The 21,451-nt window shown below is 38.8% G+C and carries 23 protein-coding genes; 11 read left to right on the top strand and 12 right to left on the bottom strand.

Annotated features, from left to right (window positions below; all coding sequences use genetic code 11):
- Positions 1-236 precede the first annotated feature (236 nt).
- A complete protein-coding gene (locus tag I6E72_RS17020; RefSeq protein ID WP_197113328.1) occupies positions 237-2,207 on the bottom strand; it encodes an AsmA family protein in 1,971 nt (656 codons plus the stop codon).
- Between the two features lie 233 nt (positions 2,208-2,440).
- Between I6E72_RS17020 and I6E72_RS17015 the strand changes: the two genes are divergently transcribed.
- From I6E72_RS17015 to I6E72_RS16980, 8 genes are all read left to right on the top strand, one after another.
- Positions 2,441-2,872, top strand: a complete 432-nt coding sequence (locus I6E72_RS17015) for a hypothetical protein (RefSeq protein WP_007584645.1) — start codon at positions 2,441-2,443, stop codon at positions 2,870-2,872.
- Between the two features lie 8 nt (positions 2,873-2,880).
- Positions 2,881-3,081 carry a helix-turn-helix transcriptional regulator gene (locus I6E72_RS17010; protein WP_007584642.1) on the top strand — a complete coding sequence of 67 codons (201 nt, stop codon included), beginning with the start codon at positions 2,881-2,883 and terminating at the stop codon, positions 3,079-3,081.
- 155 nt (positions 3,082-3,236) lie between these two features.
- Positions 3,237-4,400, top strand: a complete 1,164-nt coding sequence (locus I6E72_RS17005; RefSeq protein ID WP_024591362.1) for a hypothetical protein — start codon at positions 3,237-3,239, stop codon at positions 4,398-4,400.
- A 277-nt stretch (positions 4,401-4,677) separates the two neighbouring features.
- Positions 4,678-5,364, top strand: a complete 687-nt coding sequence (locus tag I6E72_RS17000) for a TorF family putative porin (protein ID WP_024591363.1) — start codon at positions 4,678-4,680, stop codon at positions 5,362-5,364.
- A 192-nt stretch (positions 5,365-5,556) separates the two neighbouring features.
- Positions 5,557-6,270, top strand: a complete 714-nt coding sequence (locus tag I6E72_RS16995) for a YIP1 family protein (RefSeq protein ID WP_024594265.1) — start codon at positions 5,557-5,559, stop codon at positions 6,268-6,270.
- Between the two features lie 56 nt (positions 6,271-6,326).
- Positions 6,327-7,493 carry an efflux RND transporter periplasmic adaptor subunit gene (locus I6E72_RS16990; protein ID WP_197113325.1) on the top strand — a complete coding sequence of 389 codons (1,167 nt, stop codon included), beginning with the start codon at positions 6,327-6,329 and terminating at the stop codon, positions 7,491-7,493.
- Positions 7,493-8,200, top strand: coding sequence for an ABC transporter ATP-binding protein (locus I6E72_RS16985; RefSeq protein WP_197113322.1), 708 nt, complete (start codon positions 7,493-7,495; stop codon positions 8,198-8,200). The genes I6E72_RS16990 and I6E72_RS16985 overlap by 1 nt, the downstream gene beginning before the upstream one ends.
- Positions 8,193-9,431, top strand: coding sequence for an ABC transporter permease (locus I6E72_RS16980; protein WP_101216074.1), 1,239 nt, complete (start codon positions 8,193-8,195; stop codon positions 9,429-9,431). The genes I6E72_RS16985 and I6E72_RS16980 overlap by 8 nt, the downstream gene beginning before the upstream one ends.
- Before the next feature lie 13 nt (positions 9,432-9,444).
- Here the strand turns inward: I6E72_RS16980 and I6E72_RS16975 are convergent, their stop codons facing one another.
- The 4 genes from I6E72_RS16975 to I6E72_RS16960 all read right to left on the bottom strand — a co-directional run bounded on the left by I6E72_RS16975 (position 9,445) and on the right by I6E72_RS16960 (position 14,735).
- The gene (locus I6E72_RS16975; protein WP_101163389.1) at positions 9,445-9,774 is read right to left on the bottom strand and encodes a Bor/Iss family lipoprotein; all 330 of its coding nucleotides are present in this window, start codon (positions 9,772-9,774) and stop codon (positions 9,445-9,447) included.
- The gene (locus I6E72_RS16970; RefSeq protein WP_101163388.1) at positions 9,771-10,082 is read right to left on the bottom strand and encodes a Bor family protein; all 312 of its coding nucleotides are present in this window, start codon (positions 10,080-10,082) and stop codon (positions 9,771-9,773) included. The genes I6E72_RS16975 and I6E72_RS16970 overlap by 4 nt, the downstream gene beginning before the upstream one ends.
- Positions 10,083-10,265: 183 nt before the next feature.
- Positions 10,266-13,844 carry an ABC transporter permease/M1 family aminopeptidase gene (locus tag I6E72_RS16965; RefSeq protein WP_197113319.1) on the bottom strand — a complete coding sequence of 1,193 codons (3,579 nt, stop codon included), beginning with the start codon at positions 13,842-13,844 and terminating at the stop codon, positions 10,266-10,268.
- Between the two features lie 9 nt (positions 13,845-13,853).
- Positions 13,854-14,735 carry an ABC transporter ATP-binding protein gene (locus I6E72_RS16960; RefSeq protein ID WP_007584623.1) on the bottom strand — a complete coding sequence of 294 codons (882 nt, stop codon included), beginning with the start codon at positions 14,733-14,735 and terminating at the stop codon, positions 13,854-13,856.
- 187 nt (positions 14,736-14,922) lie between these two features.
- Here I6E72_RS16960 and I6E72_RS16955 point away from each other — a divergent pair, with 187 nt between their 5' ends.
- The gene (locus I6E72_RS16955) at positions 14,923-15,600 is read left to right on the top strand and encodes a nitroreductase family protein (RefSeq protein ID WP_197113317.1); all 678 of its coding nucleotides are present in this window, start codon (positions 14,923-14,925) and stop codon (positions 15,598-15,600) included.
- On the opposite strand, the gene I6E72_RS16950 is transcribed toward I6E72_RS16955, so the two are convergent.
- Entirely contained in the window at positions 15,593-15,901 is a 309-nt protein-coding gene (locus I6E72_RS16950; RefSeq protein WP_007584618.1) for an ArsR/SmtB family transcription factor, read from the bottom strand. The genes I6E72_RS16955 and I6E72_RS16950 overlap by 8 nt on opposite strands.
- Before the next feature lie 285 nt (positions 15,902-16,186).
- On the opposite strand from I6E72_RS16950, the gene I6E72_RS16945 reads away from it, so the two are divergent.
- Entirely contained in the window at positions 16,187-16,531 is a 345-nt protein-coding gene (locus tag I6E72_RS16945) for a rhodanese-like domain-containing protein (protein ID WP_024591370.1), read from the top strand.
- 21 nt (positions 16,532-16,552) lie between these two features.
- Here the strand turns inward: I6E72_RS16945 and I6E72_RS16940 are convergent, their stop codons facing one another.
- From I6E72_RS16940 to I6E72_RS16920, 5 genes are all read right to left on the bottom strand, one after another.
- Positions 16,553-16,948, bottom strand: coding sequence for a DUF1801 domain-containing protein (locus I6E72_RS16940; RefSeq protein WP_197113314.1), 396 nt, complete (start codon positions 16,946-16,948; stop codon positions 16,553-16,555).
- Between the two features lie 42 nt (positions 16,949-16,990).
- Positions 16,991-17,536, bottom strand: a complete 546-nt coding sequence (locus I6E72_RS16935; RefSeq protein ID WP_197113311.1) for a PH domain-containing protein — start codon at positions 17,534-17,536, stop codon at positions 16,991-16,993.
- A gap of 66 nt (positions 17,537-17,602) precedes the next feature.
- The gene (locus tag I6E72_RS16930) at positions 17,603-18,220 is read right to left on the bottom strand and encodes a LysE family translocator (RefSeq protein WP_165722783.1); all 618 of its coding nucleotides are present in this window, start codon (positions 18,218-18,220) and stop codon (positions 17,603-17,605) included.
- A gap of 8 nt (positions 18,221-18,228) precedes the next feature.
- Entirely contained in the window at positions 18,229-18,414 is a 186-nt protein-coding gene (locus tag I6E72_RS16925) for a hypothetical protein (protein WP_165726603.1), read from the bottom strand.
- A gap of 15 nt (positions 18,415-18,429) precedes the next feature.
- Complete coding sequence (locus I6E72_RS16920; RefSeq protein ID WP_197113308.1) at positions 18,430-18,828, bottom strand: DUF3224 domain-containing protein; 399 nt, start codon at positions 18,826-18,828, stop codon at positions 18,430-18,432.
- 88 nt (positions 18,829-18,916) lie between these two features.
- Here I6E72_RS16920 and I6E72_RS16915 point away from each other — a divergent pair, with 88 nt between their 5' ends.
- The gene (locus I6E72_RS16915) at positions 18,917-20,695 is read left to right on the top strand and encodes an ABC transporter transmembrane domain-containing protein (RefSeq protein ID WP_197113305.1); all 1,779 of its coding nucleotides are present in this window, start codon (positions 18,917-18,919) and stop codon (positions 20,693-20,695) included.
- On the opposite strand, the gene I6E72_RS16910 is transcribed toward I6E72_RS16915, so the two are convergent.
- Complete coding sequence (locus I6E72_RS16910) at positions 20,696-21,328, bottom strand: OmpA family protein (protein ID WP_165722786.1); 633 nt, start codon at positions 21,326-21,328, stop codon at positions 20,696-20,698.
- Positions 21,329-21,451 lie beyond the last annotated feature (123 nt).

Genomic DNA, 21,451 nt, shown 5'->3' with positions numbered 1-21,451 from the left:
AAATTCGTTTAAAAATCAGACATTTCGATTAAATCCCAATCAAAAAACAAACGAGTTGTCTCTTAAGGGCGGGCAATTGTACCAGCATTGAGGGGGTAGTGATAGGTTATTTTTTAATTAATTTAGAGCGTACGGTTATTAAAGTTGAGTAATTACGGCTATGTAGCTATTTTACAGGTGGTTACAAAACAAACAAGGCACTATATAAGTGCCTTGTTTGTTTTAACTATAGATGATTAACCGAATAAACCTTTTAATTTATCTTTAATCTTATCCTTTGCTTTGTCTTTGGCTTTTTCTTTTGCCTCATCGACTTTCTGTTTAGCTTCATCTTTAAGCGCATTACCCACATCAAGCTTTATACCAACATCGTGGAAAGGCCCTTTTATACGTAGTGGTATTTTAAAACCAGTACTGTCATCAGTGGTTCCCTGTCCTTCGATTGATCCAACTATGCCTGTAACCAAACGGTAGTTAACCGCTGTTTGCGGTAAATCAACATCGCCTTCACCTGATATTCTTATGAGTGGGCTAATAAGTGATAAATCAGTATTTTTACCAACACCATTAGTAAAATTAAAACTACCAGTTAGTGCAGAGAAATCTGTTTGCTCAGATTCTTCAAACCCGGTATCCAGCCCTTCAGATGCTGCACCAAAGTTTCCTGAAATGAGTTCCTTACCTTTACGAACCATCTCAGCTATATTCGCACCTTTTACAGCCCCATCAGCAAACTCAAATCCAAGTTTTCCGTTAAGCGCACCAATAAACGACTTTTGACTTTGGCCAGTTGTGTTTAGGTTCCAATTTAAAGAACCCTTACCCATTAGCTTGTCAAAACCTGCCGCATCAGTTAATAAAGGCTGTGCATCTATACCAGCTAAGTCAAAGTTAGTTGATATTTTATAAGGTACTTGTTGTGCGTTTACATTGATAACGCCTTTACCTGACCCTTCATAAGCAGAAAAGCTATCTAGGCTTAGTTTTGCAGTGCTATTTTTTAAAGCAACAGTAAATTGATTTGCGCCCAACTTAATATCGTTAGCTTTTAATCCACTTGAACGAATAACTACATTCGCATCTAGTGAATTTAACGCACTTAGATCAATTTTAGTGTCATCCCATACTATTGGCTCTGCAGGTTTATCATTTTGCTCTACTGGCTCTTCTTGTTTTGCTACTGCTTCAGGTAGGTACGGGTTTAAATCAAGCATACCTAAATCGATATCAGCATTTACAGCTAAACGCTTTCCTAGGTTAAGCTCGCTCTTACCTTTTATTTCCAATGCGTCTAACGTCGCAACTAAATCGTCTAAATTAAATTTCTCACCTGCTAGGTGCATTTTACCGTTTACACTGAATGCGTTAAAAGCATTGTCTTTAGCGTCTAACTCTACACCTTGCCATTTTGCAATACTTTTAACAGACTCACCGCTTAGTGATAACTGACCTTTAATATCTTGGCCTTGCCCAGCGATGCTCCCTTCGAACGTTAGATCAACTAAACGAGAATCTAAGGTTTGTTTAACATTAAAAGTAGCACCTTCAATTGCTTTAGCAGGAGTATCTAATTTTATATCAAGCTCAAAACGCTCCTGCATATAAGTAATACCCCCTTTTACTTCTAATGTTTTACGAAGTGATGGAAGTAAAATAGCGAGTTCTAAATCACTAATTTGTTGCTTAGCACCTGTTAGACCATCTAAATAAGTAAATGTGCCGCCATAAATAGCGACCTCGCCTAACTCAATATCAAAGTTATCTGGAAGCTTTATAGCTTCACCTGATTGGCTTTGCTCTTTAGGTTGCTCTGCAACTGCATCAAACAACTGCCAATTAGCTTTACCATTTTTGTCAGTTTCTAATAGGATATTTGGTTCATTTATAACAAACTTATCTAATTTAAACTCACCACCAAATAATGAAAACCAAGGTATGTGTACAGCAAGCTGTTTCATACTCGCCATATCGGCGCGCGAACCTGATTCCATATTTGCAAAATGCACGTCGTTAAGTTCTAACTTTAATGCAGGGAATACGCTAAGTGTTTTATCACCTTTAATAGTAAGAGTGCGCCCAGTTGTTTGTTCTACCTGCTCAGACACTTTATTAAAAATAGTATCAGTAGGGATTAAAAACGGTGCGGCAACAATTAGTGCTATACATAGTAAAAGTATTACACCTACAATTTTAAGTAAGGTTTTCATGATCGTCCTTTCAAACGTGCAAATAATGTTCTTATCATAGCGAGTGTTAGCCTTAAAATCATTGTAGTTGATGTAAAAAAGCCACTAAAACCATTTTACCTGTTATATGTGAATCTTTCCTGAAACATTTTGATACCTTTAGGTTACAAATAAATATTGACCCGGTGATACCCCAAGGTTACATTGATACCCAGAGGTTACAAAAAATAAAATACTATTACAGGATGAATACTATGAAACAACAGGATATTAAAACTGAAGAACAATTTATGGGTCAAAACATATGGATTAGTTTAAGCGCAGGGATAGTTTGTTTACTTCTCTGTGTTTACTCACTAATAAAACAAGATCAACATATTGGAGGGCTTTTAACTGTTGGAATGGGCGTTTTTTTTTATATAGTTATAGTGATTATTTATCTCATTAAAGGGGGCTTTCCGTTAAAAATGTATTTTCAATACGCTTATAAAGATGAGTTTCTAAACACCATTGACACTAATGCATATAAACATACAAGTTTTGCATTTGGGTTTTGCCTTCTGGGTGTTTTTTATATAAGCGATGAAATACCTACCGAATTTTCGCATGCAACTATGGCAATATTCTACCTAGGTATCATGCTCTTGGTATATGGCGCTTCATTGCTTTGGCAAAATCGTGATTAGGAGTGGATATGCAAAATAACATAGCAAAGTATCGAAAAGAGGCCGGGCTTTCACAGCAAGAACTTGCTGATGCTATTAAAGTGTCGCGCAAAACAATAAGTACCGTAGAAACAAACCGGTTTACGCCGTCGGTAATAATTGCTCTAAAAATAGCAAAGCATTTTAATACCTCAGTTGAAAGCCTCTTTGTACTGGATGAAAATGATTGATACATGTTAAAGCATTAGTCTCATTTTATTAGCAAAAATACTGATTTAGTCACTTCAATTACAACGTATGGAGGACAGCGCTGTTGTTATTAGCGTAATTGCGCTAAAATAGACCAGCAAAAAAATATATATCTAAACCGGAGATTCTACAAGGCATGAAAAAACTGCTAATTTCACCGTCAAAAATGACGCTAGGCGAACAAGAAAATCAAATCTATCAGAACATTCTGAAGCAATCTTCAGAGTTAAGCCTTAACCTTATGGCCGTGAAAGTAGAAAACCACCCTGATGATTTTTTACCTTGGTGTTACGAATTGCTAAGTGCAAGCAGAGATCGTATGAACTACGATTTGCTAGAGCCACAGCAGTTACCAGTACTTAAGAAGCTACACGATCAGCTTATTTCAGCTATCAGCTTTTTACAGGTTAAAACTTTACGTATTGCTCCGTGGCCTGTTGTAAGTGTATTTGTAGAACAACACAAAGACGTTATTGCACTTGATGAACAGCTTCGTTTGGTAGACTACATCAAAAGCATTCGTGAACAATCTCTTAAAGATATGATTCCTGAAGACTTACTTGCGTTTAGCGGTAAGCACATGGCATCACTTGATCCAAGCACATACAACTTTGACGTTGAATGGTTTGCATCTACAAAGAGTGCAAAGAGCTTCCATCAAATGCTTGGTGATTTACCAGGTGCTTTTGACGATGCACTAGTAAATATTCCACTTGAAGGTGATATTACTCAATACGAATATCAACAATTTGTTGCTGCTTATTCAAAAATATTCACCGACAACAACGAAAAACCAACACTTGCGCCTGCAACACGACTGCTTGCAATGCGTCGCCCTGATTTATTTACTCCGATTACAAATAATCGATTAGATGCATTATGTGGTGCTCTTGGTGTTTCTAAACTTAAAAATAGTGATTTTGAGCGTTACTGGCAAGATATCGTAAAAGGTATTCAAGCTATGTCATGGTACAAAATGGCTAAACCTAGTAATGAGTTAGAAGAACAATTGGTTGCTATTAAAGCATTAATTCCATGTTTCTTTCACTACGCTGATGCTAAAACACCAGATAACTCTAACTACATTAAACTGCTAACCAAGCCTAAACGTACTACAACTACAACAGGTAAAACTCAGCGTAGAGGTAAAGAGTCTGCAGAAATTTTAGTAGACCGTGCTCTTGCTGCTGACGATATTCCTGAACACATTCGCAGTAAACGTGATTCAATTGTGAGTGAAGTACAAAAAGGTCGCAGCGTAAACGAAACAATTAGCCTTATGCGCACTATATTCGGTTAAAATCTTCTAATTTAGCCGTACTTTTATGGTGCGGCTAGGTTAATTTATGCACCAGCAATGTGCGCAACATCTTCCTTCATGTTATATCCCCATCCTATTCATAAAATTCAAGCTCATGTTTTTAATAAATAAAAAATAATTTTTAATAAAAAATAATGAAGCTGGCACATACAGTGCAATTATCCCGTTAGTTAAACAATAAAAAGCCGTCAGCCTAAAGGTTCCGAATACATAATAAAAACCTTGGCGAGCAAAAATCATATAACGGGAAATGGACATGCTAAAACTAAAAAAAACCATCGCTATAAGTGCTATAGCATTAATGGGCGCAACATCTTTAACGTCAACAGCCGTACATGCTGAAGTAACAGCAAACGCAGCGGCAACATCAAACTACTTATGGCGTGGTCAAGAGCAAACTGGGGGCGATGCAGCTATTTCAGGCGGTATTGATTACGCCAATGAATCGGGCTTTTATGCAGGTACTTGGGCTTCAAATGCATCGTGGGCAGATGAAATGACCTATGAGCTTGATTTATACGCAGGCTTTGGTGGCGACATTAACGAAAGCGTTAGCTACGATGTTGGCTATATTTATTACGCTTACCCAGATGCCGCTTCTGAGGCTGACGCAGATTTCTCTGAAATTTACGGTAGCATCAGTGTTGAAGGCTTTACATTTGGTGCTTCAGTACTTGCAACATCAGCTGCAAGTGGTGATGGTACAGACTTTGGTGATTCACTTTACCTAACAGCTGATTACGGTTTTGCTGTTGGCAGTAACGGCACTGAAATGGCACTTCACTTAGGCCATTACTCTGGTGACTTTATTGGCGATGATAATATCTTAGATTACGGTGTATCAATTTCGAAAGACGGTTTTACTTTTGGTTTGTCTGATACAGATATGGATGATTCAGATATTAAAGCTTACGTTGCTTATTCTGTAGACTTTAATTTATAAGAAAGAATGTGTTACTTGCTGCAACACGAAGGGCCTTTTGGCCCTTTTCTCGTTTTTGAACAAGCCCCCTCACATCTGTTAACAAACCGTTACAATTGAATAAAAACAATACATACTTTTTCCTTTATTCTATTACTTAGTCACTGGGCATTTATAACTGCCTAGCCATAAAATAGGTATAAAGGAATAATAATGAAATCACCTAACGCGTTTAGCGCCCTACTCGATATTTATATAAATCCTAGTAAAGCTTTCAATGGTGTTGAACACGCCAAAGGTTGGTCATGGTTAGCATTTATATGTATTACCCTTGCTAGTATCGCTAGTGTTTATATTTTTTACTCTAGTGTTGATATGCAGTTTTTGATTAATGAGCAAGTAGCAGCATCAAGTATAGATGCAACAATTGGCGAGCAAAAAGCAATTCGTCAAAGTATAGAGCTAAATGCAGAAAACCAAATTTGGTTTGCTCTGTTTGGCGGCGTAATTGCGCTGGCTATCATGAATGCACTCATGGCACTTTATTATATGCTTGTGGCTAAACAAGATCCTGAATCAGAACATAGCTACGGAGCTTGGTATGGATTCTCTACCTGGACAATGATGCCAGTTGTTATTTCAAGCCTAGGCACAATTGCTCTTGTACTAAGTGCAAGTACAGATCAAATATCTCAACAAGCCGTATTTAGCTACGCATCTATTAACCAATTAATAATAGGGCTTGAAATTGGCCATCCTTTTTATAGCTTATTAGAATCAATAAATTTATTTAGCTTTTGGAGCATTGCGCTGGGAATGATCGGCTTAAAATGCTGGACTAATTTTTCAACTAACAAAGCACTCCTATTCTCTGCACTTCCTTCAATCATTATTTTTGGTATTTGGGCAGTCATTGCAGCAATGTAACCACTAGATGGGGGTATGTATTGCCTCCGTATTACTTAATTCACGGATAGATAAAAATGAAAAAAGCAATAATCATCACACTCGCTGTAGGCGCATTTATAGCCCTAATTGTGTCAAAGCAAATCTCTGGCGATGAAAAACAAGCCGAAGTAAATATTGCTCAAGTAGAGCTTGGCGACATTGCTGACTCAATAATGGCTTCAGGTAATTTAGTTTTTAATACACAAGTGCAATTACGCTCTGAAGTGACAGGCCGAGTAGATAAAATATTTGTTCAAGAAGGCCAAGGAGTTAAACAAGGTGACATGTTAATGCGCCTTGATACAACCGCTTTTGAATCTGAAGTTACCCGTAGTAAAGCAATCCTTCGCGCCACAGAAATTGAAATTAAACATAGTAGAACACGCCTTGCTAACCTAGAGCGCCAACTTAAAAGACAAAAAGACTTATATGATGTCGGTTTAGGTAATCAAGAGAGCTACGAGAATATTGAAAGCGCACGCGATCTAGCTAAAATTGATATTGAATCACGAATAGAGTCGTACAACCAAGCACAAGCATCACTACAAATTGCGCAAGATCGCTTAAGTAAAAGTGTATTTAGAGCTCCAATGAGCGGCTTGCTTGCATCTGTAAATATTAAAGAAGGTGAAACCGTTATAGCCGGTACTACTAATATTATTGGCTCTGATTTAATGCTAGTAGCAGACCCAAGCGCTATTTTAGCCGAGCTACGTGTTGATGAAACCGACATTGCGAGTATTAAGCTTAACCAAAAAGCGAATATTTATGCTGCCGCATACCCAAATAAACCATTTAGCGGCACAGTAATCAATATTGGTACTTCAGCTAAAAACCAAGCCGGCTCTCAAGGTTTATCGTTTAAAGTAAAAGTATTACTCGATACTACTGAGCGCCAGCTATATGCAGGAATGAGTTGTAGAGCAGAGATCGCAACAAGCATTGCCGAAAACGGTTTAAAACTTCCAATAGAAGCAATCCAAAAAGAAGACGATAAAACATTTGTATGGCGACTAAATAGCGATAATACAGTTAGCAAAATTGCCGTAACTGTTGGAATATCATCTGATATAGAGCAAGCAATTACTGACGGCTTAAATGAAGGCGACAACATTGTTATTGGTCCTGCGCGCCCAGTAAGTCTTCTGATTGAAGGTGATGTGGTAAAACTTAAATCAGATGCAGACAAGGAAGAAGCCTAATGTCTGCGGTAATCAAGCTAGAGCATATTAATAAACAATACAAAATGGGCTCAGAGGTATTTAAGGCACTTGATGATGTAAACGTACATATAATGCAAAACGAGTACGTGGCGATTATAGGACCTTCTGGTTCAGGCAAGTCGACCTTAATGAACTTACTAGGTTGTTTAGATACACCCACCAGTGGCGAATACTACTTAAAAGACAAACTAGTAAAAAGTATGACCGAGACAGAGCTAGCTCATCAGCGTAATGAAAGCGTTGGGTTTATATTTCAAAGCTTTAACTTAATACCACGTGCAACCGCACTAGAAAATGTAATGCAGCCTTTAGTGTATCGCTTTATTCCTAGCAAACAGCGCAAGCAACAAGCCCTAGAAGCACTAAAACGGGTAGGCCTCGGTGATAAAGTTAATCACTTATCTAGCCAACTATCAGGTGGGCAACGTCAACGTGTTGCCATTGCCCGCGCTTTAGTCACAAAACCACATATATTATTAGGAGATGAACCCACAGGTAACCTTGATAGTAAAACAACCCGCGAAATTATGGGTTTATTTGATGAGCTGCATAACGAAGGTCACACTATTATTTTAGTAACACATGAGCAAGAGATTGCCGATCATTGCCAACGCGTAATTCGTTTGGTCGACGGTAAAGTGGTAAGTGATGTCACTAAAGATGAAGGAATCAAGCAGCATGTTTAAATCAGCTCTTGCGATAATGGAAGGCACTAAAGCCGCTTTTTCAGCTATTAAAGCTAATGCAATGCGCAGCGCACTGACCTGTTTGGGCATTATTATTGGTGTTGCCGCCGTAGTTACTGTCGTTGCAGTAATGCAGGGTTTTACAAAGCAAATAAACGATCAACTTGCTGATATGTCGCCAGATGTAACAACAATAAAGCCTTACACCAGTATTGAACTCGAAATGGTTGGTAAAAATGCCAAGCTTACCTACGACGATTTTTTAGCTTTAAAGTCGCGTATAAAAGAAGCTGAAACGCTAACTGCCCTAATGTTTACCTGGCGTTTTTCGGGAGGGGCTGAGTATGGAAATAAAAGCCATTCATCGCGTGTAATAGGTACCGAGCAAGACTATCAAAAAGCGTATCGTACTTACCCTGAACTTGGCCGCTTTATTCGTGCTGAGGACGATGATAAGCGAAGAAGGGTCGCATTTATCGGCCCTTCAATCATAGAAAAGCTAAACCTTCCTGAAAACCCAGTAGGTGAATATATAAAGCTAGGTGGTGAATGGTTTAGAATTATTGGCGTTGCTGAAAAACAAGGTAGCTTATTTGGTTTTGACCAAGACGATTACATTAATATTCCAATTAGTACCATGAGTGCTTTAGAAGGCGGAAGTACACAAACTAATGTGCAAATTATGTTTAGGTTAAATGAAGGTACTAACGAAGAACAAGTGCTTGCAAAAATAACCCGTGTATTGCGCCAACTACATAAACTAAAAGAGAAAGATGAAAACGACTTTGAATTTGAAACCGCTGAAAAATCTCGTGCCCAAATAGATAAATTTACCAGCAGTGCTACTGCTATTACTGCTGGTATTGTTGGAATAAGCTTACTTGTTGGCGGTATTGGTGTTATGAATATAATGCTAGTGTCGGTAACTGAACGCACACGCGTTATTGGTACATTAAAAGCACTAGGCGCAACACCTGGTTTTATTATGCTGCAGTTTTTAGTTGAAGCCGTTGTGCTTTCACTCTTTGGTGGTTTAATAGGACTCATTATAGGATATGGCGCCGCAGGGCTTATTTCGTTTTTAGTCCCTAGTATGCCTGATGCATATATACCAGCATGGGCTGTAATACTATCGTTCGGATTTACATCAATGATTGGGATTATATTTGGTTTAGCCCCTGCTATTAAAGCAGCAAGACTAAACCCTATAGATGCACTGCGTTACGAATAACTATTTTAAATAATTATTTAGCTTTAAATGGTACCTTATTACATTGTACTTCTACTGTTTTAGGGTACCAAGCTGGGCCGATTTGATTCACAACCACCTCAGCTAAACCATTAGTAAACGATTTATACGTATGAACGCTTTGCCACTCCCCTTGTGGGCAATGTGTTGTTAAATCTAACGGCTCTGATCCCTCGTACAACGCAAGTGCAAAATTATGATGCCACTGTGAGCTTTTTAGAGTTTTATTGCTTACTTTGCTCTGTATACCGTTATCAAAGTAAATATTTGTACACCCCGTTAAAATAATCAGTGTGCAACCGGCTGCAAATAGCTTGATGCTCATAATGTCTCTCCTAGTATTTGCTCTTGGCACCACACTTTAATGGTATGGGGCGAGTATATTCCAAGCGTAATTAAACTCAGCGCTCCATCACTAAACGTTTGTTGTGACTGCATTTGAATAACCGGTGTATTTGAACATATTTGTTTTACGTCTACCCGCTGCTCACCCACTAATCCCCATAAATAAAATGGGCGGCTATCTTCGAAATTAGCTTGGCTCGTTATTTTTGCTGTTGCCTGTGGCTGAATGGTTACCGCAGAACAAGCACTGAGGCTTAATGCTATCGCCCCTATAATTAATGGTTTCATACTCTTCCTTATAAACTAAATACCAGTAAGGTAACTTTATAAGAGAACATAAAATATTAGCGTAAAAAGCTGTGGGGAATATGTAGAAACGCTATGAAGTTTTATACAGTTTATTACACATAAAGGCCGCATAAATGCGGCCTTTAAAGTAGTCAGTTTAAGTGGTTAGTAAATAAATAGACGTTAGAATTTAGCTAAATTATTTTTACTGTCTTTATCGACCAGCTTAATGTAAGGATCAACCCCCGCAAATAGTGGCTTTTCTTTTACTTTTAGCTCAATAGTATTGGTTCCAGATACTATTTGATGCTTGTGCGAGTAAATAACAAAGTCATCAGCTAGTAAGTTTTCAGGGTCGTCGCTAAATAATGCAATATCAATTAGCTCATCGAGCGGCTGTTCGGTTTCTTCACCTTGGCCATCCGCACGCTGTTTAATGGCTTCAATGCTCAGTGTTACCTTATAAAAACCTTCGCTATCAACATCATCTGTAACCGACACTTCTTTCATTTCAAGCTCATAAAGCGTTATATATTTAAACTGATCATCAATAAAACGTTGTTCAGCTTGTGTTGCATCTCGCTTTAAATAACTGAGTAAATCAAGCGTAGTTGGGTATGGTGTTGATTGGTACTGAAATTCATTTAAAAATGATTTGAGTGCATCATTTAAACGTTTTTCACCTAAACGATCATAAATCGCCATCATCACAACTGATCCTTTATTGTAATGAAGATATTGTTGCGACTGTGTTTTATATAGTGGCATTTCTTCAAAGGCTTCCCCTGTACGCCCTATTAAGTACCTATCAAGCTCATATTTTAAAAACTTACGTAGCTTCTCGCCGCCAAAGCGTTTTTTTAGCACCATAAGCGCACTATACTGTGAAAGCGTTTCAGAAATAACTGCGCTCCCCTCAACATTTGCTCCCGACACTTGATGCCCCCACCACTGGTGCGCTACTTCATGTGCGGTAACATAGTAAGGGTAGTCAACTTTACTCTCATCTCTTAAGTCTGTAATAAACCCCATGCTTTCTGAGTAAGGGACTGTATTGGCAAAACTTTGTGCAAACGAGCGATACTTAGGAAACTCAATAATACGTAGCTGTTTATGCTGATACGGCCCAAATGCTTGTGTAAAGTAATCTATCGAGTCTTTTACCGATTCAATCATACGGTCAATATTCCATGTATGATTTTTGTGGTAGTACACCTCAATATTTACCCCATTATGCTCAACCTTTTTACTTTCAAGCTCTGCCGAAAGCACCGCATAAAAGTTTAAAATAGGCGCATCCATTTCATAAACAAAAGTGCGGCGCCCGTCTTTTACACTTTCACTTTGTAAATACCCTGGGGTAATCGCAAATTGCGACTCGTCGGTTGTTACCGTTGCCTTAAAGTTAATAAACCCATTAGCTGCACCAAAATTACTTTGTGTATAGTACTGACTGGCTTCTAGCTTATGGGCACGTTCAAGTTCTGGTAAATCATGCTTACGGCGTTCAAATTTATCAGCTACCTGTAAACCACGGCTATAACCAAAGCTAGGGAGGAGTTCAAAGTTATTAATAAAAGTGCCATTGGCAACTAATTGTGTATCAGAACCTTGATCAGTAAAGCCTTTGTGATCGCGAGTAACCGACAGTTGCCCTTCTCTTATTTCGTTTGGCATAAGCGGCTGCTCAAACTCAAACCATGCTGAATAAAGCGCTGGTAATTTTTCAACTATCTTACCGCCTGCCATGGCTACATCCCAACTTTTAGCGTGTTGAGGTGAGCTTATTAACACTCGCGTAATTGGCTCGTTAGATGTATTGGTAAATTTAATTTTTGCCACAGCACTTAAAGCACGCTTTTTTGGAAAAATATCAACAGTTAAGTCAACATCGGTCACCATAGGTAGTGCTAAGTCTTTGTATTGTGCAAACTGCTGCTCATAACTTATTTGCTTGTCTTGAAACTCATCGCTCGTAGTAAACTCGTTCAAAACTCTTGTGTTGTTATAAATATTGTAGCCTGCACCAACAAACACTAATGCACTAATAACCGCAACCGCTTGCCCTTTTAACGACATATTATAACGAAGCATAGACAGGCGTGTGCGCAGCGTTTGTGAAGGACCACGATGCCATAACGCAAACCCAACAATCGCTAAAACAAGACTTAACGCACCCCAATACAATGTGTACCAATGCGCGCCTTGTAAAAAGTGCCCATAACCATTTATATCAGAATACGGTACGCTACTGCTTTGCGAAAAGTGATACATATGGTGCTCAAACCCATAAGAACCCATCACTTTTTGCGCTATGTAATACAAAATAAACAAGCCCATTCCTACATATTTATTCGGGCTAATAATTTGTAAAAAGAAGGCGAGTACCGTCAGCATAATTAACGGTAAAATCGATAAACAAACAATCCTAAATAAATACTGTCCTAGCTCTAAATTAAATTGACCTTTAAATAACTGAACTGTAATTGTGAGTATCATTCCCACGAGGAACAACCCAGAAATAGCGGCGATTAAAGCCAGTATTTTTGACACCCAAAAAACACTGTTATGTACAGGAAAGCTGTCAACAATATCGCCCATGCCACTTTGTCGCTCTCGCCACACAAGCTCAGCACTATAAAAAGCGATAATAACAAACAAAAATAAACCGGAAATACCACTAATAACATTTACCATATTCTGAGTTAAAGGCCAGTTAGTAGTGCCATAAGCACCAATAGGCGCAAACAGAGGGATCATAAGCGTTACAATGCTTACACCCGCTAAAATCATAAAAGGAGCACTAAATATAACTTGTTTAAGTTCGAATATACTGCGCATTATTAGCTGAGATTTAGTACTAACCCCCGCTGATTTATAATTTTTAGCACTATTGATAAGTGCAGCTTGTTTATTTTGTACAAAAGCAGAGACTTTAAATTGCTTCTTCTGTTTTTTAGTTACTATGCGATTGCTTAGCTTTCCAAGGCCAAAAAACATTGCAACACTGATTGCCACCCACAATATACGGTTAACTAAAAGGTCACCTGTGAGCGTTAGCACTTCTGTGTTTTTATCATTTACAGTCCAATAACGTGTTAAATCAATTAACGAACCAGAGCCAAATGGGTCGGCGTAAACAACAATATTTCTAAATGCTAAATCATCAAAGTAAACGCCGGCAATTTGATAGGCTATAAAAATCACAACAGCTGCTACATACACCGACATCATGGTTTTAAAATAGACCGCTACACTATTAAAAATAGCCGAAAGCACCAGTAAACTTGGCACTGCTAAATAAAGATAAGGCGCAGCGTAGTACATTAGCTTATTAGGACCAATCAATTCGCCATCGAGCCAGCCAACTAATAAACCAAATTGCGACCCTAAAAACACACCCAATGGCACGCTTAAAAACACAATAAGTACAACTAAGTAAGAACCAAAAAAACGCCCTGCTTGATAAGGCACAGGATTAACAGGCTTACTAAAAACCAGCTCATCCATTTTGCTTTCACTGTTGCGAATAGCAGAGCTGGCAACAAAGTTAACCACTAAAAACATAGCGAGTGTACAAAATGTAACGGTTAAAAGCATAATAGAGAAAGGCGAGTTCATATGAACATTCGCCCCACCTAACGGGAACTTACTACTAGAGCTTATAAAAAACGCCATAAAAAAGAAGATTAATGAGGTCACATAAAACGAAGGCTGACGCGCGAAATAACGCAGCTCAAACGCGAGCATATTAAAAAACATAACGCCTCCTTATGCTACTTGGCTGTTACGATGATTAAGCAGAGTAGAAAAATACACATCTTCTAAATTTGCATTACTTGCTTCAAACCCTTGTGGGGCTTGCTCTGCTATTACATGTAAAATTGTTTTCCCTGCAAATAGGCGCTTAGAAATAACCGGTAATTGTGGCTCAAGTTCTTGCGCTTCTTCTTGGCTCATGGCTTTGCGCCAAATTTGTCCTTGGAGCTTATCGGTAAGCGCTATTGGGTTACCTTCTAGTAAAATCTTACCGCCAGCCAACACCGCCATATTTGGGCAAAGCTCTGCAACATCTTCAACGATATGGGTCGATAATATAACTACTTTTTGCTCGCCTAAGCTTACTAATAAGTTATGGAAACGATTACGTTCCTCTGGGTCTAGCCCCGCTGTTGGCTCATCAACTATTAGTAAATCAGGGTCGCCCAGTAATGCCTGTGCAATACCAAAACGCTGACGCATACCGCCCGAAAAGCCACTTACCGCTTTTGAGCGATGTTGATATAAATTAGTGTGTGCAAGTAATCCTTCAACCGACTCTTTACGCTCGGCTTTATTATGAATCCCCTTTAAAACAGCCATATGATCTAGCAAATCGTAGGCACTAACACGCGGGTACACACCAAAATCTTGTGGTAAGTAACCTAAACGCTGACGCAAAGCTTGTGGGTCTTTAAATACATCAATGCCATCAAAAGTAATTGAACCTGAATCAGCCGACTGCAGCGTTGCAATGGTACGCATAAGCGATGATTTACCTGCGCCATTTGGCCCAAGTAATCCAAACATCCCTTTACCGATAGATAAATCAACACCTTGTAGTGCATGTACGCCGTTATCGTAGGTTTTAGATAACCCTGTTATTGATAGCATTTTTACTTCCTTGAGTATAAGTAATTATTTTTATGATGCTTTATATCACAAGCAAAACAGGAACATAAGTTACTTATTGGTTAAATTTGTAACAACAAATAAACACAATTTAAACTCATAACACTTGCCTGCACTGTATTCACTCGGTATAAAAACCACATATACTTTTTATAAGAAGCGAAAAGCCATGCAAGATCACCAAAGCCAGCCGTTAAATGACTTTATAGAATATCCACACGACGAAATGCTAAATCGTGCTAACGAGTTTTTACAAACCAGCCAACGCCGCCATAGCATTCGTAGCTTTAGCGATCGCCCAGTACCAAAAAATATTATTGAAGCATGTATAAAAGCAGCTGGCACAGCACCTAGTGGAGCGAATCATCAGCCTTGGCATTTTGTGGCTATAAACAGTAGCGATGTAAAAAAACAAATAAGAGAAGCCGCCGAAAAGCTAGAGCGTTCTTTTTACGAAGGCAGAGCAGGTGAAGAATGGTTAGATGCGCTAAAGCCGTTAGGTACCGACGCCAATAAACCTTATTTAGAGCATGCACCTTGGCTTATAGCTGTATTTAGTCAAAAAAAGGGCGGTGTAAGCACCGATGATAAAAATACGAATTATTATGTGCATGAGTCTGTTGGTTTAGCTACCGGCTTTTTAATTCAAGCTTTGCACCGCAGTGGTTTGGCAACCCTTACTCATACTCCAAAGCCAATGAGCTTTTTAACCGACATATGTAATCGCGATAGAGATAATGAACGCCCATACATGCTACTTATTGCAGGCTACCCAGGTGATGATGCAACAATACCGGCTCATGCACTGGATAAAAAATCTATCGATGAAATAGCTACGTTTATTTAGTATTTTCTTGTCGGCAAAACCACTCATATAACAAAGCAATGATCGACTCAACTTTTGGGTCGGTCAATGAGTAATAAATAGTATGCCCTTCTCGGCGAGTAACAACCATATTTGCCTTGCGTAAACTTGCTAAATGCTGAGATAGCGCCGACTGCGCTAAAGGTACCTTTTTATTTAGCTCACCTACACTTTGCTCACCTTGTAATAAACTACATAAAATCATTAAGCGATTTTTGTTAGCCATTAATTTTAAAAACTGTTCGGCTTGCTCTGCGTTGACAGCTAGTTGTTCAATATTCATTTTATTATTTCTCTTTTTGATACCTTTTTAAGTATAGACTTTTACATTAGTAAGTTCTAATATAATTAACATTAGGTTTTACTAATATTAAGATGGCCATGAAACTAGCGATGCCATTTTATTAATCGGCGGAAGTGCTGTAGCAGTATCCGCACTATTAAGTTACTTTATATAAAGTAACTTTCAATTTTTAACGTTATTTATAAGTATTAACTCAATTCAACCTACTTATACCAAGTAGCACTCATTAATGTCTTTTTTAAGAAAAAGAGGATTTACAAACTAATGCTTACATCAATCCCTGACTTACTAAAAATTATCACACCTAACCAACGCCGTATTGACGCAGCGCAAGCAAAACTCGAGCTTGAACAAAATAAAGGTTTACTTATTGATGTGCGAGAACCTGCAGAGCACGCGACAAAATCGGCTGCCGGCGCTATAAATATTCCGCGTGGATTACTTGAAATGAAACTAATGGAAATAGAAAAAGACGCAGCTCGCCCTATTTACGTGCACTGCGCAAGTGGTGCACGCGCAACGTTGGGAGCAGAAGCATTAACGCGTGTGGGTTATGAAAACGTGACTGTTATTACCTGTGACGCAAACCAAATATGTAGCGTATTTTAAGTATCTACTAAGTACTTATAATTATGCGCTTAACAAAGGTAGGTGTTTAACGCTGTGATAAGTCAGTGCTAATTTAATACACTCTTTAACTGGGTGTTCTGGTAATGGCTTTTCACTATTTAACACTATTGCTCTATTTCCTTCAAAGGTAAGATTATGAGAGTACAACTCTCTAAATGTGCTTACTAGCTTTGATTGGCAATGAAAAAACAAATAACACGATGAGCCCTTAAAGCCTACGCGAATGGGGCTACCATTTATTGTGTTATAACTTGGCTCTCCCCACTTTAAAGACTCTTCAACAGCTCCTAAGTTTTGCTCTTGTGCTACGGTATAAATTAACTCTCGTAATTGTATAAGCGTACTTTTAGCTGCCTCAGGATGATTATTAAATATATTTTTTATTTCCGTATTCATATAAACATCCTTATAAGCGCTCTACCTATACTTAAAGGTAAATTACTTTTGTTGTTTTTCATCAAGTAAAACAAGTAGCATCTGCTCAATATTTTTAACACTATAAGTAAGTGCTCTCAGTAGCTCTTTCTCACTTTGCTCTGTTGCCTGCTGCGACGTTTTACCTTGATTAGCCAATACATCTTTTTGCTCAAGTATCGCCTCTCTAAACTCACTCGCATTAACTACACCAAGTAAAGATACCAATGCACCATTTCCTGACTGCCCTGCTGTTTCAAAGCTCAAACGATATAATCCAAATAATCGCATGAGCGGTCCTTGGCTTAATCCAACATCAGTTATTTTTTCAAGCGGAATTGATTTCTCTACTTTAAATAATATGCCACGTTTAACAACTAGTTTTTGCGGCAATAAATCAGCCGACATAGCTGCGAGTATTCGCCCGCCCACCAGCCATACAATAGCTAAAACAATGGGTAACAACGGAATAGTCACCAGCGCTAGTACACTAAAAAAAGCGGCCATTAGCATCCAGTATTGCTGAACCTTCGGGTCGAAAGATGCACTTTTTAAAATATGTTTTGTCATTGTTTTAATCCTTTATCTATATAACTAAAAATACACTCTGCAAACTTCAATAATCTCTACTCAATCTTACAAACTAATAACGACTTTTATAGCAAGAGCAATAAACACAACCCCCAGTATTTTATCAAGCCATGGGTTCTGCTTAGTAAAACCAAAGCGATTTTTTGAAACCTCAGTAAGTACTGCAACTAGTAAATACCAACCTGTATCAATTACAAACACGGTTAAGCACATAATAATGCCAATGCTTAAAGTGAGATTTTGCGGGTCAATAAACTGTGAGAACAAGGCTAAAAAGAAAATAGCGAGCTTGGGGTTCAAAAAGGCAATGGCGAATCCATCTTGCAACGCTTTAGTTGCGCTTATCTCACTTTTTTGTACTTGCAGTTCGTCATTATTGGGTTTTGCTAATAGTATTTTTAAACCTAAATAAGCTAAATACCCAGCGCCTAAATATACAAGTACTTGGTATACCGTTGGAAACTGAGCCATCAATGTCCCCAAACCAAGTAACGAAGCTGCCGCATAAAGCCCAACACCCATGCCATGGCTAAGTGCAGCAAGCATACCGTTTTTCATTCCGCCACTCATTGTATGCTTTAGTACAACTGCAAGGCTTGGGCCTGGCGACATTGCACCCATCATGCATACAAGTACTAAACTAAACCATGCTGCTAATGTCATTTTTGTCCTTATAGTTCATCGTTTTCTATTAATAATATACAGGCCGTTATTTGGCCTTGAAAAGCAGTCGCAGTATTTATACTTATTACTTTCCAACCTTCTTGATTTAAGTGGTATATGCGCTCATTCAAAGCATCTACATCAATGCCGTTACTAAAAAAACCACGCTTTTTAAATTCTACTATTTTTTGCATTGTTTGTTATCCATTTTATAAGCGGTAGTCAAAGTCGTAATAGTGAATGCCCTGCTCAATGCGTATTTTCATACTGCCAGTTAATCCTTTTAGCTCATTTGTGCCTGAATCAGGAATAACAGTTAAAATTAGGCTGTCGTGACCCTTATCCATAGTGCCAAAATGTTGTAATACAAAGCTACCTTGCTTTCCTTCAAGCGTACCAATAACTTGTTCAATAGCAACATAACCTGCGCTGCCTTGGGTTGGTGTCATTGCGCTAAGCATCTCGCCTTGGCTTGTAGCATTAAGCACACCAGTAAATGTTTTATCAATCGACATACGCCCCAAGTTAATACCTTGCTGCCCTTTGGCATAACCTTCAATAGGCGCTAAAGCCACTGTAAATTCACCGCTTATTATTTTTGTTGTCATAACAATTCCTTATTGATGATATTTAATACTATTGATTTTTAATCCGATGATGCCATATCTATACCTTAACCTTTAAAAAGAATCCACTATGTCAAAAAACACCTCTGCATCCGAAAAAGCAGCTTTTAGCAGCTTATTACCTGTTTTTGCTTTTATAAAACCTTACAAATGGATGGTAGTAGCTGCGCTAGCCGCGCTATTGGTCACTGCGGGTGTTAACTTATCACTAGGTCAGGGGGTTAAGTTTGTTATTGATCATGGGTTTATTGCAGGCTCCAAAGATCAATTACAACAAGCTGTACTGGTACTCATTGGCTTAATCAGCTTATTAGCGATCGGTACCTTTAGCCGTTTTTATTTAATGTCGTGGATTGGCGAACGAGTCAGTAACGATATTAGAAAAGCAGTGTTTAATCGCATTGTAACGCTACACCCTAGCTACTTTGAAGAAAACCGCAGTGGCGAACTTATGTCGCGTTTAACCACCGACACCACATTACTGCAATCAATTATCGGCTCATCATTTTCTATGGCACTGCGCAGTGTACTTATGTTGATTGGTGGCTTAGCTATGCTGTTGTTTACTAATTTAAAACTTACTTTAGTGGTTGTAGCCTGTGTACCGCTGGTACTTGTTCCTATGATGATATTTGGTCGCAAGGTACGTAAACTAGCAAGCTCTAGCCAAGATGCCATTGCCGACATAAGTACCTATGCCGGAGAAATCATACAAAATATTAAAGTAGTGCAAAGCTATAGCCATGAAGAACAAGAGCAGCATGCCTTTGCGCTTGAGACCGAAAAAGCCTTTAACGTGGCTAAAAAACGTATTAAGCAACGTTCATTTTTAATAGCCGTGGTGATTTTTTTAACCTTTAGTGCCATTAGCGCTATGCTATGGGTAGGTGGCAACGATGTACTTGCAGGTACTATGACCGGCGGCGAGTTAGGTGCATTTGTATTTTACGCTATTATGGTGGCAATGTCGGTGGCAACCGTTGCTGAAGTATATGGCGAACTACAACGTGCAGCTGGTGCTGCGGCAAGGTTACTTGAGTTACTTGCTGTTAAAAGTGAGATAGAAAACCCGCTAGATCCACAAGACGATAGCTTACTGCAAAACATTAACAGCCCTGCTATTACACTTGAAAATATAAGCTTTAACTATCCTTCTCGTCCAGACGTGAGTGCGCTTAATAAAATAAGCCTAAATATAAATCAAGGCCAAACCGTGGCAATTGTTGGCCCTTCTGGCGCAGGTAAAACAACGTTATTTGAATTACTACAACGCTTTTACGATCCGGCTAGCGGAGCTATTAAGTTTAAAGATGTAAACATTAAAGATTTATCGCTTAATACTCTGCGTAATAAAATGGGCATGGTAGCGCAAAACCCTATTTTATTTAGCTCCGACGTAATGCATAACATCCGCTACGGCAACCCAAGTGCAACCGATGAGCAAGTATATGCCGCAGCAAAGTATGCGCATGCCGATGAATTTATCAAACAGTTACCGCAAGGTTATAACAGCTTTTTAGGTGAGCAGGGTGTGAGGTTATCGGGTGGGCAAAAGCAGCGTATTGTGCTTGCACGTGCCATATTAAAAGACCCTGAAATACTTCTTCTGGATGAAGCCACCAGCGCGCTGGATGCGCAAAGCGAACACCATGTGCAAGCTGCACTTGAGCATTTAATGCAAAACAGAACAACGTTAATTATTGCCCATAGGCTGGCAACGGTAAAACATGCAGATGTAATTGTAGTAATGGAAAATGGGGAAATCATAGCAACGGGTACTCACCAAGAGTTGTTAGCAAGTAACCCGTTGTATCAAAAACTGTGTGAATTACAGTTCAATAAAGACTAATTATTCTTCGGTATTTGGCACTATCTGAATTTCTACGCGACGGTTTTGAGCACGGCCATTTGCACTATCATTAGTTGCAATTGGGCGTGTTTCGCCATAGCCCATAGTGCTAACACGTGTAGCCATAATTTGTTGGTTCACTAAGTAGTCTTTCACACTTTGTGCGCGTTCACGCGATAGGTTCATGTTGAAGCTATCTTTACCCGTACTGTCAGTATGCCCTTGCACACTAAGGTAGGTTTTTTCGTACTTGTTCATTACTTTAGCAATCGCATCTAACGTATCGTTAAAGCCTGATGAAATATAAGACTGAGCAGTCGCAAACGTAATGTTTGATGGCATTACTAAACGTAAGTTATCGCCTTCACGCACTACTTCAACACCTGAACCCGCTAACTCATCACGAAATGCTTCTTCTTGCTTATCCATGTAGTCGCCAACAGCAGCGCCCGCCAGTGCACCAATAGCTGCACCAATAAAAATACGTTTATCTTTATGATTACCCGTAGCCTTACCTAATACACCTCCGGCTGCGGCGCCTATAGCGGCTCCTTTACCTGTGTTATTCATTTCACAACCAGAAAGTAATACAGCTACTACGGTTACGCTTAAAAGTGATTTAGTTAAAGTCATGGTGATACCTTATTCATTAAGAATTTAGCAAGAGTATGCAAATACATGTATGAACAAACTATGAAGAGAGTGTTAAAAGCAACGCATCTTGCTTGATTGTTAAACAGACCTCAAACTAATGTG

Source organism: Pseudoalteromonas sp. NSLLW24, assembly GCF_015864725.1.
GTDB lineage: Bacteria > Pseudomonadota > Gammaproteobacteria > Enterobacterales > Alteromonadaceae > Pseudoalteromonas > Pseudoalteromonas arctica.
The sequence above is the reverse complement of the archived record's forward strand: the minus strand, read 5'-3'. Positions and strand labels throughout refer to the sequence as shown.

Excerpts from the sequence above, each read along its gene's own strand:
- I6E72_RS17020 (WP_197113328.1), bottom strand. The coding sequence starts at position 2,207 with ATGAAAACCTTACTTAAAATTGTAGGTGTAATACTTTTACTATGTATA.
- I6E72_RS17015 (WP_007584645.1), top strand. The coding sequence starts at position 2,441 with ATGAAACAACAGGATATTAAAACTGAAGAACAATTTATGGGTCAAAAC.
- I6E72_RS17010 (WP_007584642.1), top strand. The coding sequence starts at position 2,881 with ATGCAAAATAACATAGCAAAGTATCGAAAAGAGGCCGGGCTTTCACAG.
- I6E72_RS17005 (WP_024591362.1), top strand. The coding sequence starts at position 3,237 with ATGAAAAAACTGCTAATTTCACCGTCAAAAATGACGCTAGGCGAACAA.
- I6E72_RS17000 (WP_024591363.1), top strand. The coding sequence starts at position 4,678 with ATGCTAAAACTAAAAAAAACCATCGCTATAAGTGCTATAGCATTAATG.
- I6E72_RS16995 (WP_024594265.1), top strand. The coding sequence starts at position 5,557 with ATGAAATCACCTAACGCGTTTAGCGCCCTACTCGATATTTATATAAAT.
- I6E72_RS16990 (WP_197113325.1), top strand. The coding sequence starts at position 6,327 with ATGAAAAAAGCAATAATCATCACACTCGCTGTAGGCGCATTTATAGCC.
- I6E72_RS16985 (WP_197113322.1), top strand. The coding sequence starts at position 7,493 with ATGTCTGCGGTAATCAAGCTAGAGCATATTAATAAACAATACAAAATG.
- I6E72_RS16980 (WP_101216074.1), top strand. The coding sequence starts at position 8,193 with ATGTTTAAATCAGCTCTTGCGATAATGGAAGGCACTAAAGCCGCTTTT.
- I6E72_RS16975 (WP_101163389.1), bottom strand. The coding sequence starts at position 9,774 with ATGAGCATCAAGCTATTTGCAGCCGGTTGCACACTGATTATTTTAACG.
- I6E72_RS16970 (WP_101163388.1), bottom strand. The coding sequence starts at position 10,082 with ATGAAACCATTAATTATAGGGGCGATAGCATTAAGCCTCAGTGCTTGT.
- I6E72_RS16965 (WP_197113319.1), bottom strand. The coding sequence starts at position 13,844 with ATGTTTTTTAATATGCTCGCGTTTGAGCTGCGTTATTTCGCGCGTCAG.
- I6E72_RS16960 (WP_007584623.1), bottom strand. The coding sequence starts at position 14,735 with ATGCTATCAATAACAGGGTTATCTAAAACCTACGATAACGGCGTACAT.
- I6E72_RS16955 (WP_197113317.1), top strand. The coding sequence starts at position 14,923 with ATGCAAGATCACCAAAGCCAGCCGTTAAATGACTTTATAGAATATCCA.
- I6E72_RS16950 (WP_007584618.1), bottom strand. The coding sequence starts at position 15,901 with ATGAATATTGAACAACTAGCTGTCAACGCAGAGCAAGCCGAACAGTTT.
- I6E72_RS16945 (WP_024591370.1), top strand. The coding sequence starts at position 16,187 with ATGCTTACATCAATCCCTGACTTACTAAAAATTATCACACCTAACCAA.
- I6E72_RS16940 (WP_197113314.1), bottom strand. The coding sequence starts at position 16,948 with ATGAATACGGAAATAAAAAATATATTTAATAATCATCCTGAGGCAGCT.
- I6E72_RS16935 (WP_197113311.1), bottom strand. The coding sequence starts at position 17,536 with ATGACAAAACATATTTTAAAAAGTGCATCTTTCGACCCGAAGGTTCAG.
- I6E72_RS16930 (WP_165722783.1), bottom strand. The coding sequence starts at position 18,220 with ATGACATTAGCAGCATGGTTTAGTTTAGTACTTGTATGCATGATGGGT.
- I6E72_RS16925 (WP_165726603.1), bottom strand. The coding sequence starts at position 18,414 with ATGCAAAAAATAGTAGAATTTAAAAAGCGTGGTTTTTTTAGTAACGGC.
- I6E72_RS16920 (WP_197113308.1), bottom strand. The coding sequence starts at position 18,828 with ATGACAACAAAAATAATAAGCGGTGAATTTACAGTGGCTTTAGCGCCT.
- I6E72_RS16915 (WP_197113305.1), top strand. The coding sequence starts at position 18,917 with ATGTCAAAAAACACCTCTGCATCCGAAAAAGCAGCTTTTAGCAGCTTA.
- I6E72_RS16910 (WP_165722786.1), bottom strand. The coding sequence starts at position 21,328 with ATGACTTTAACTAAATCACTTTTAAGCGTAACCGTAGTAGCTGTATTA.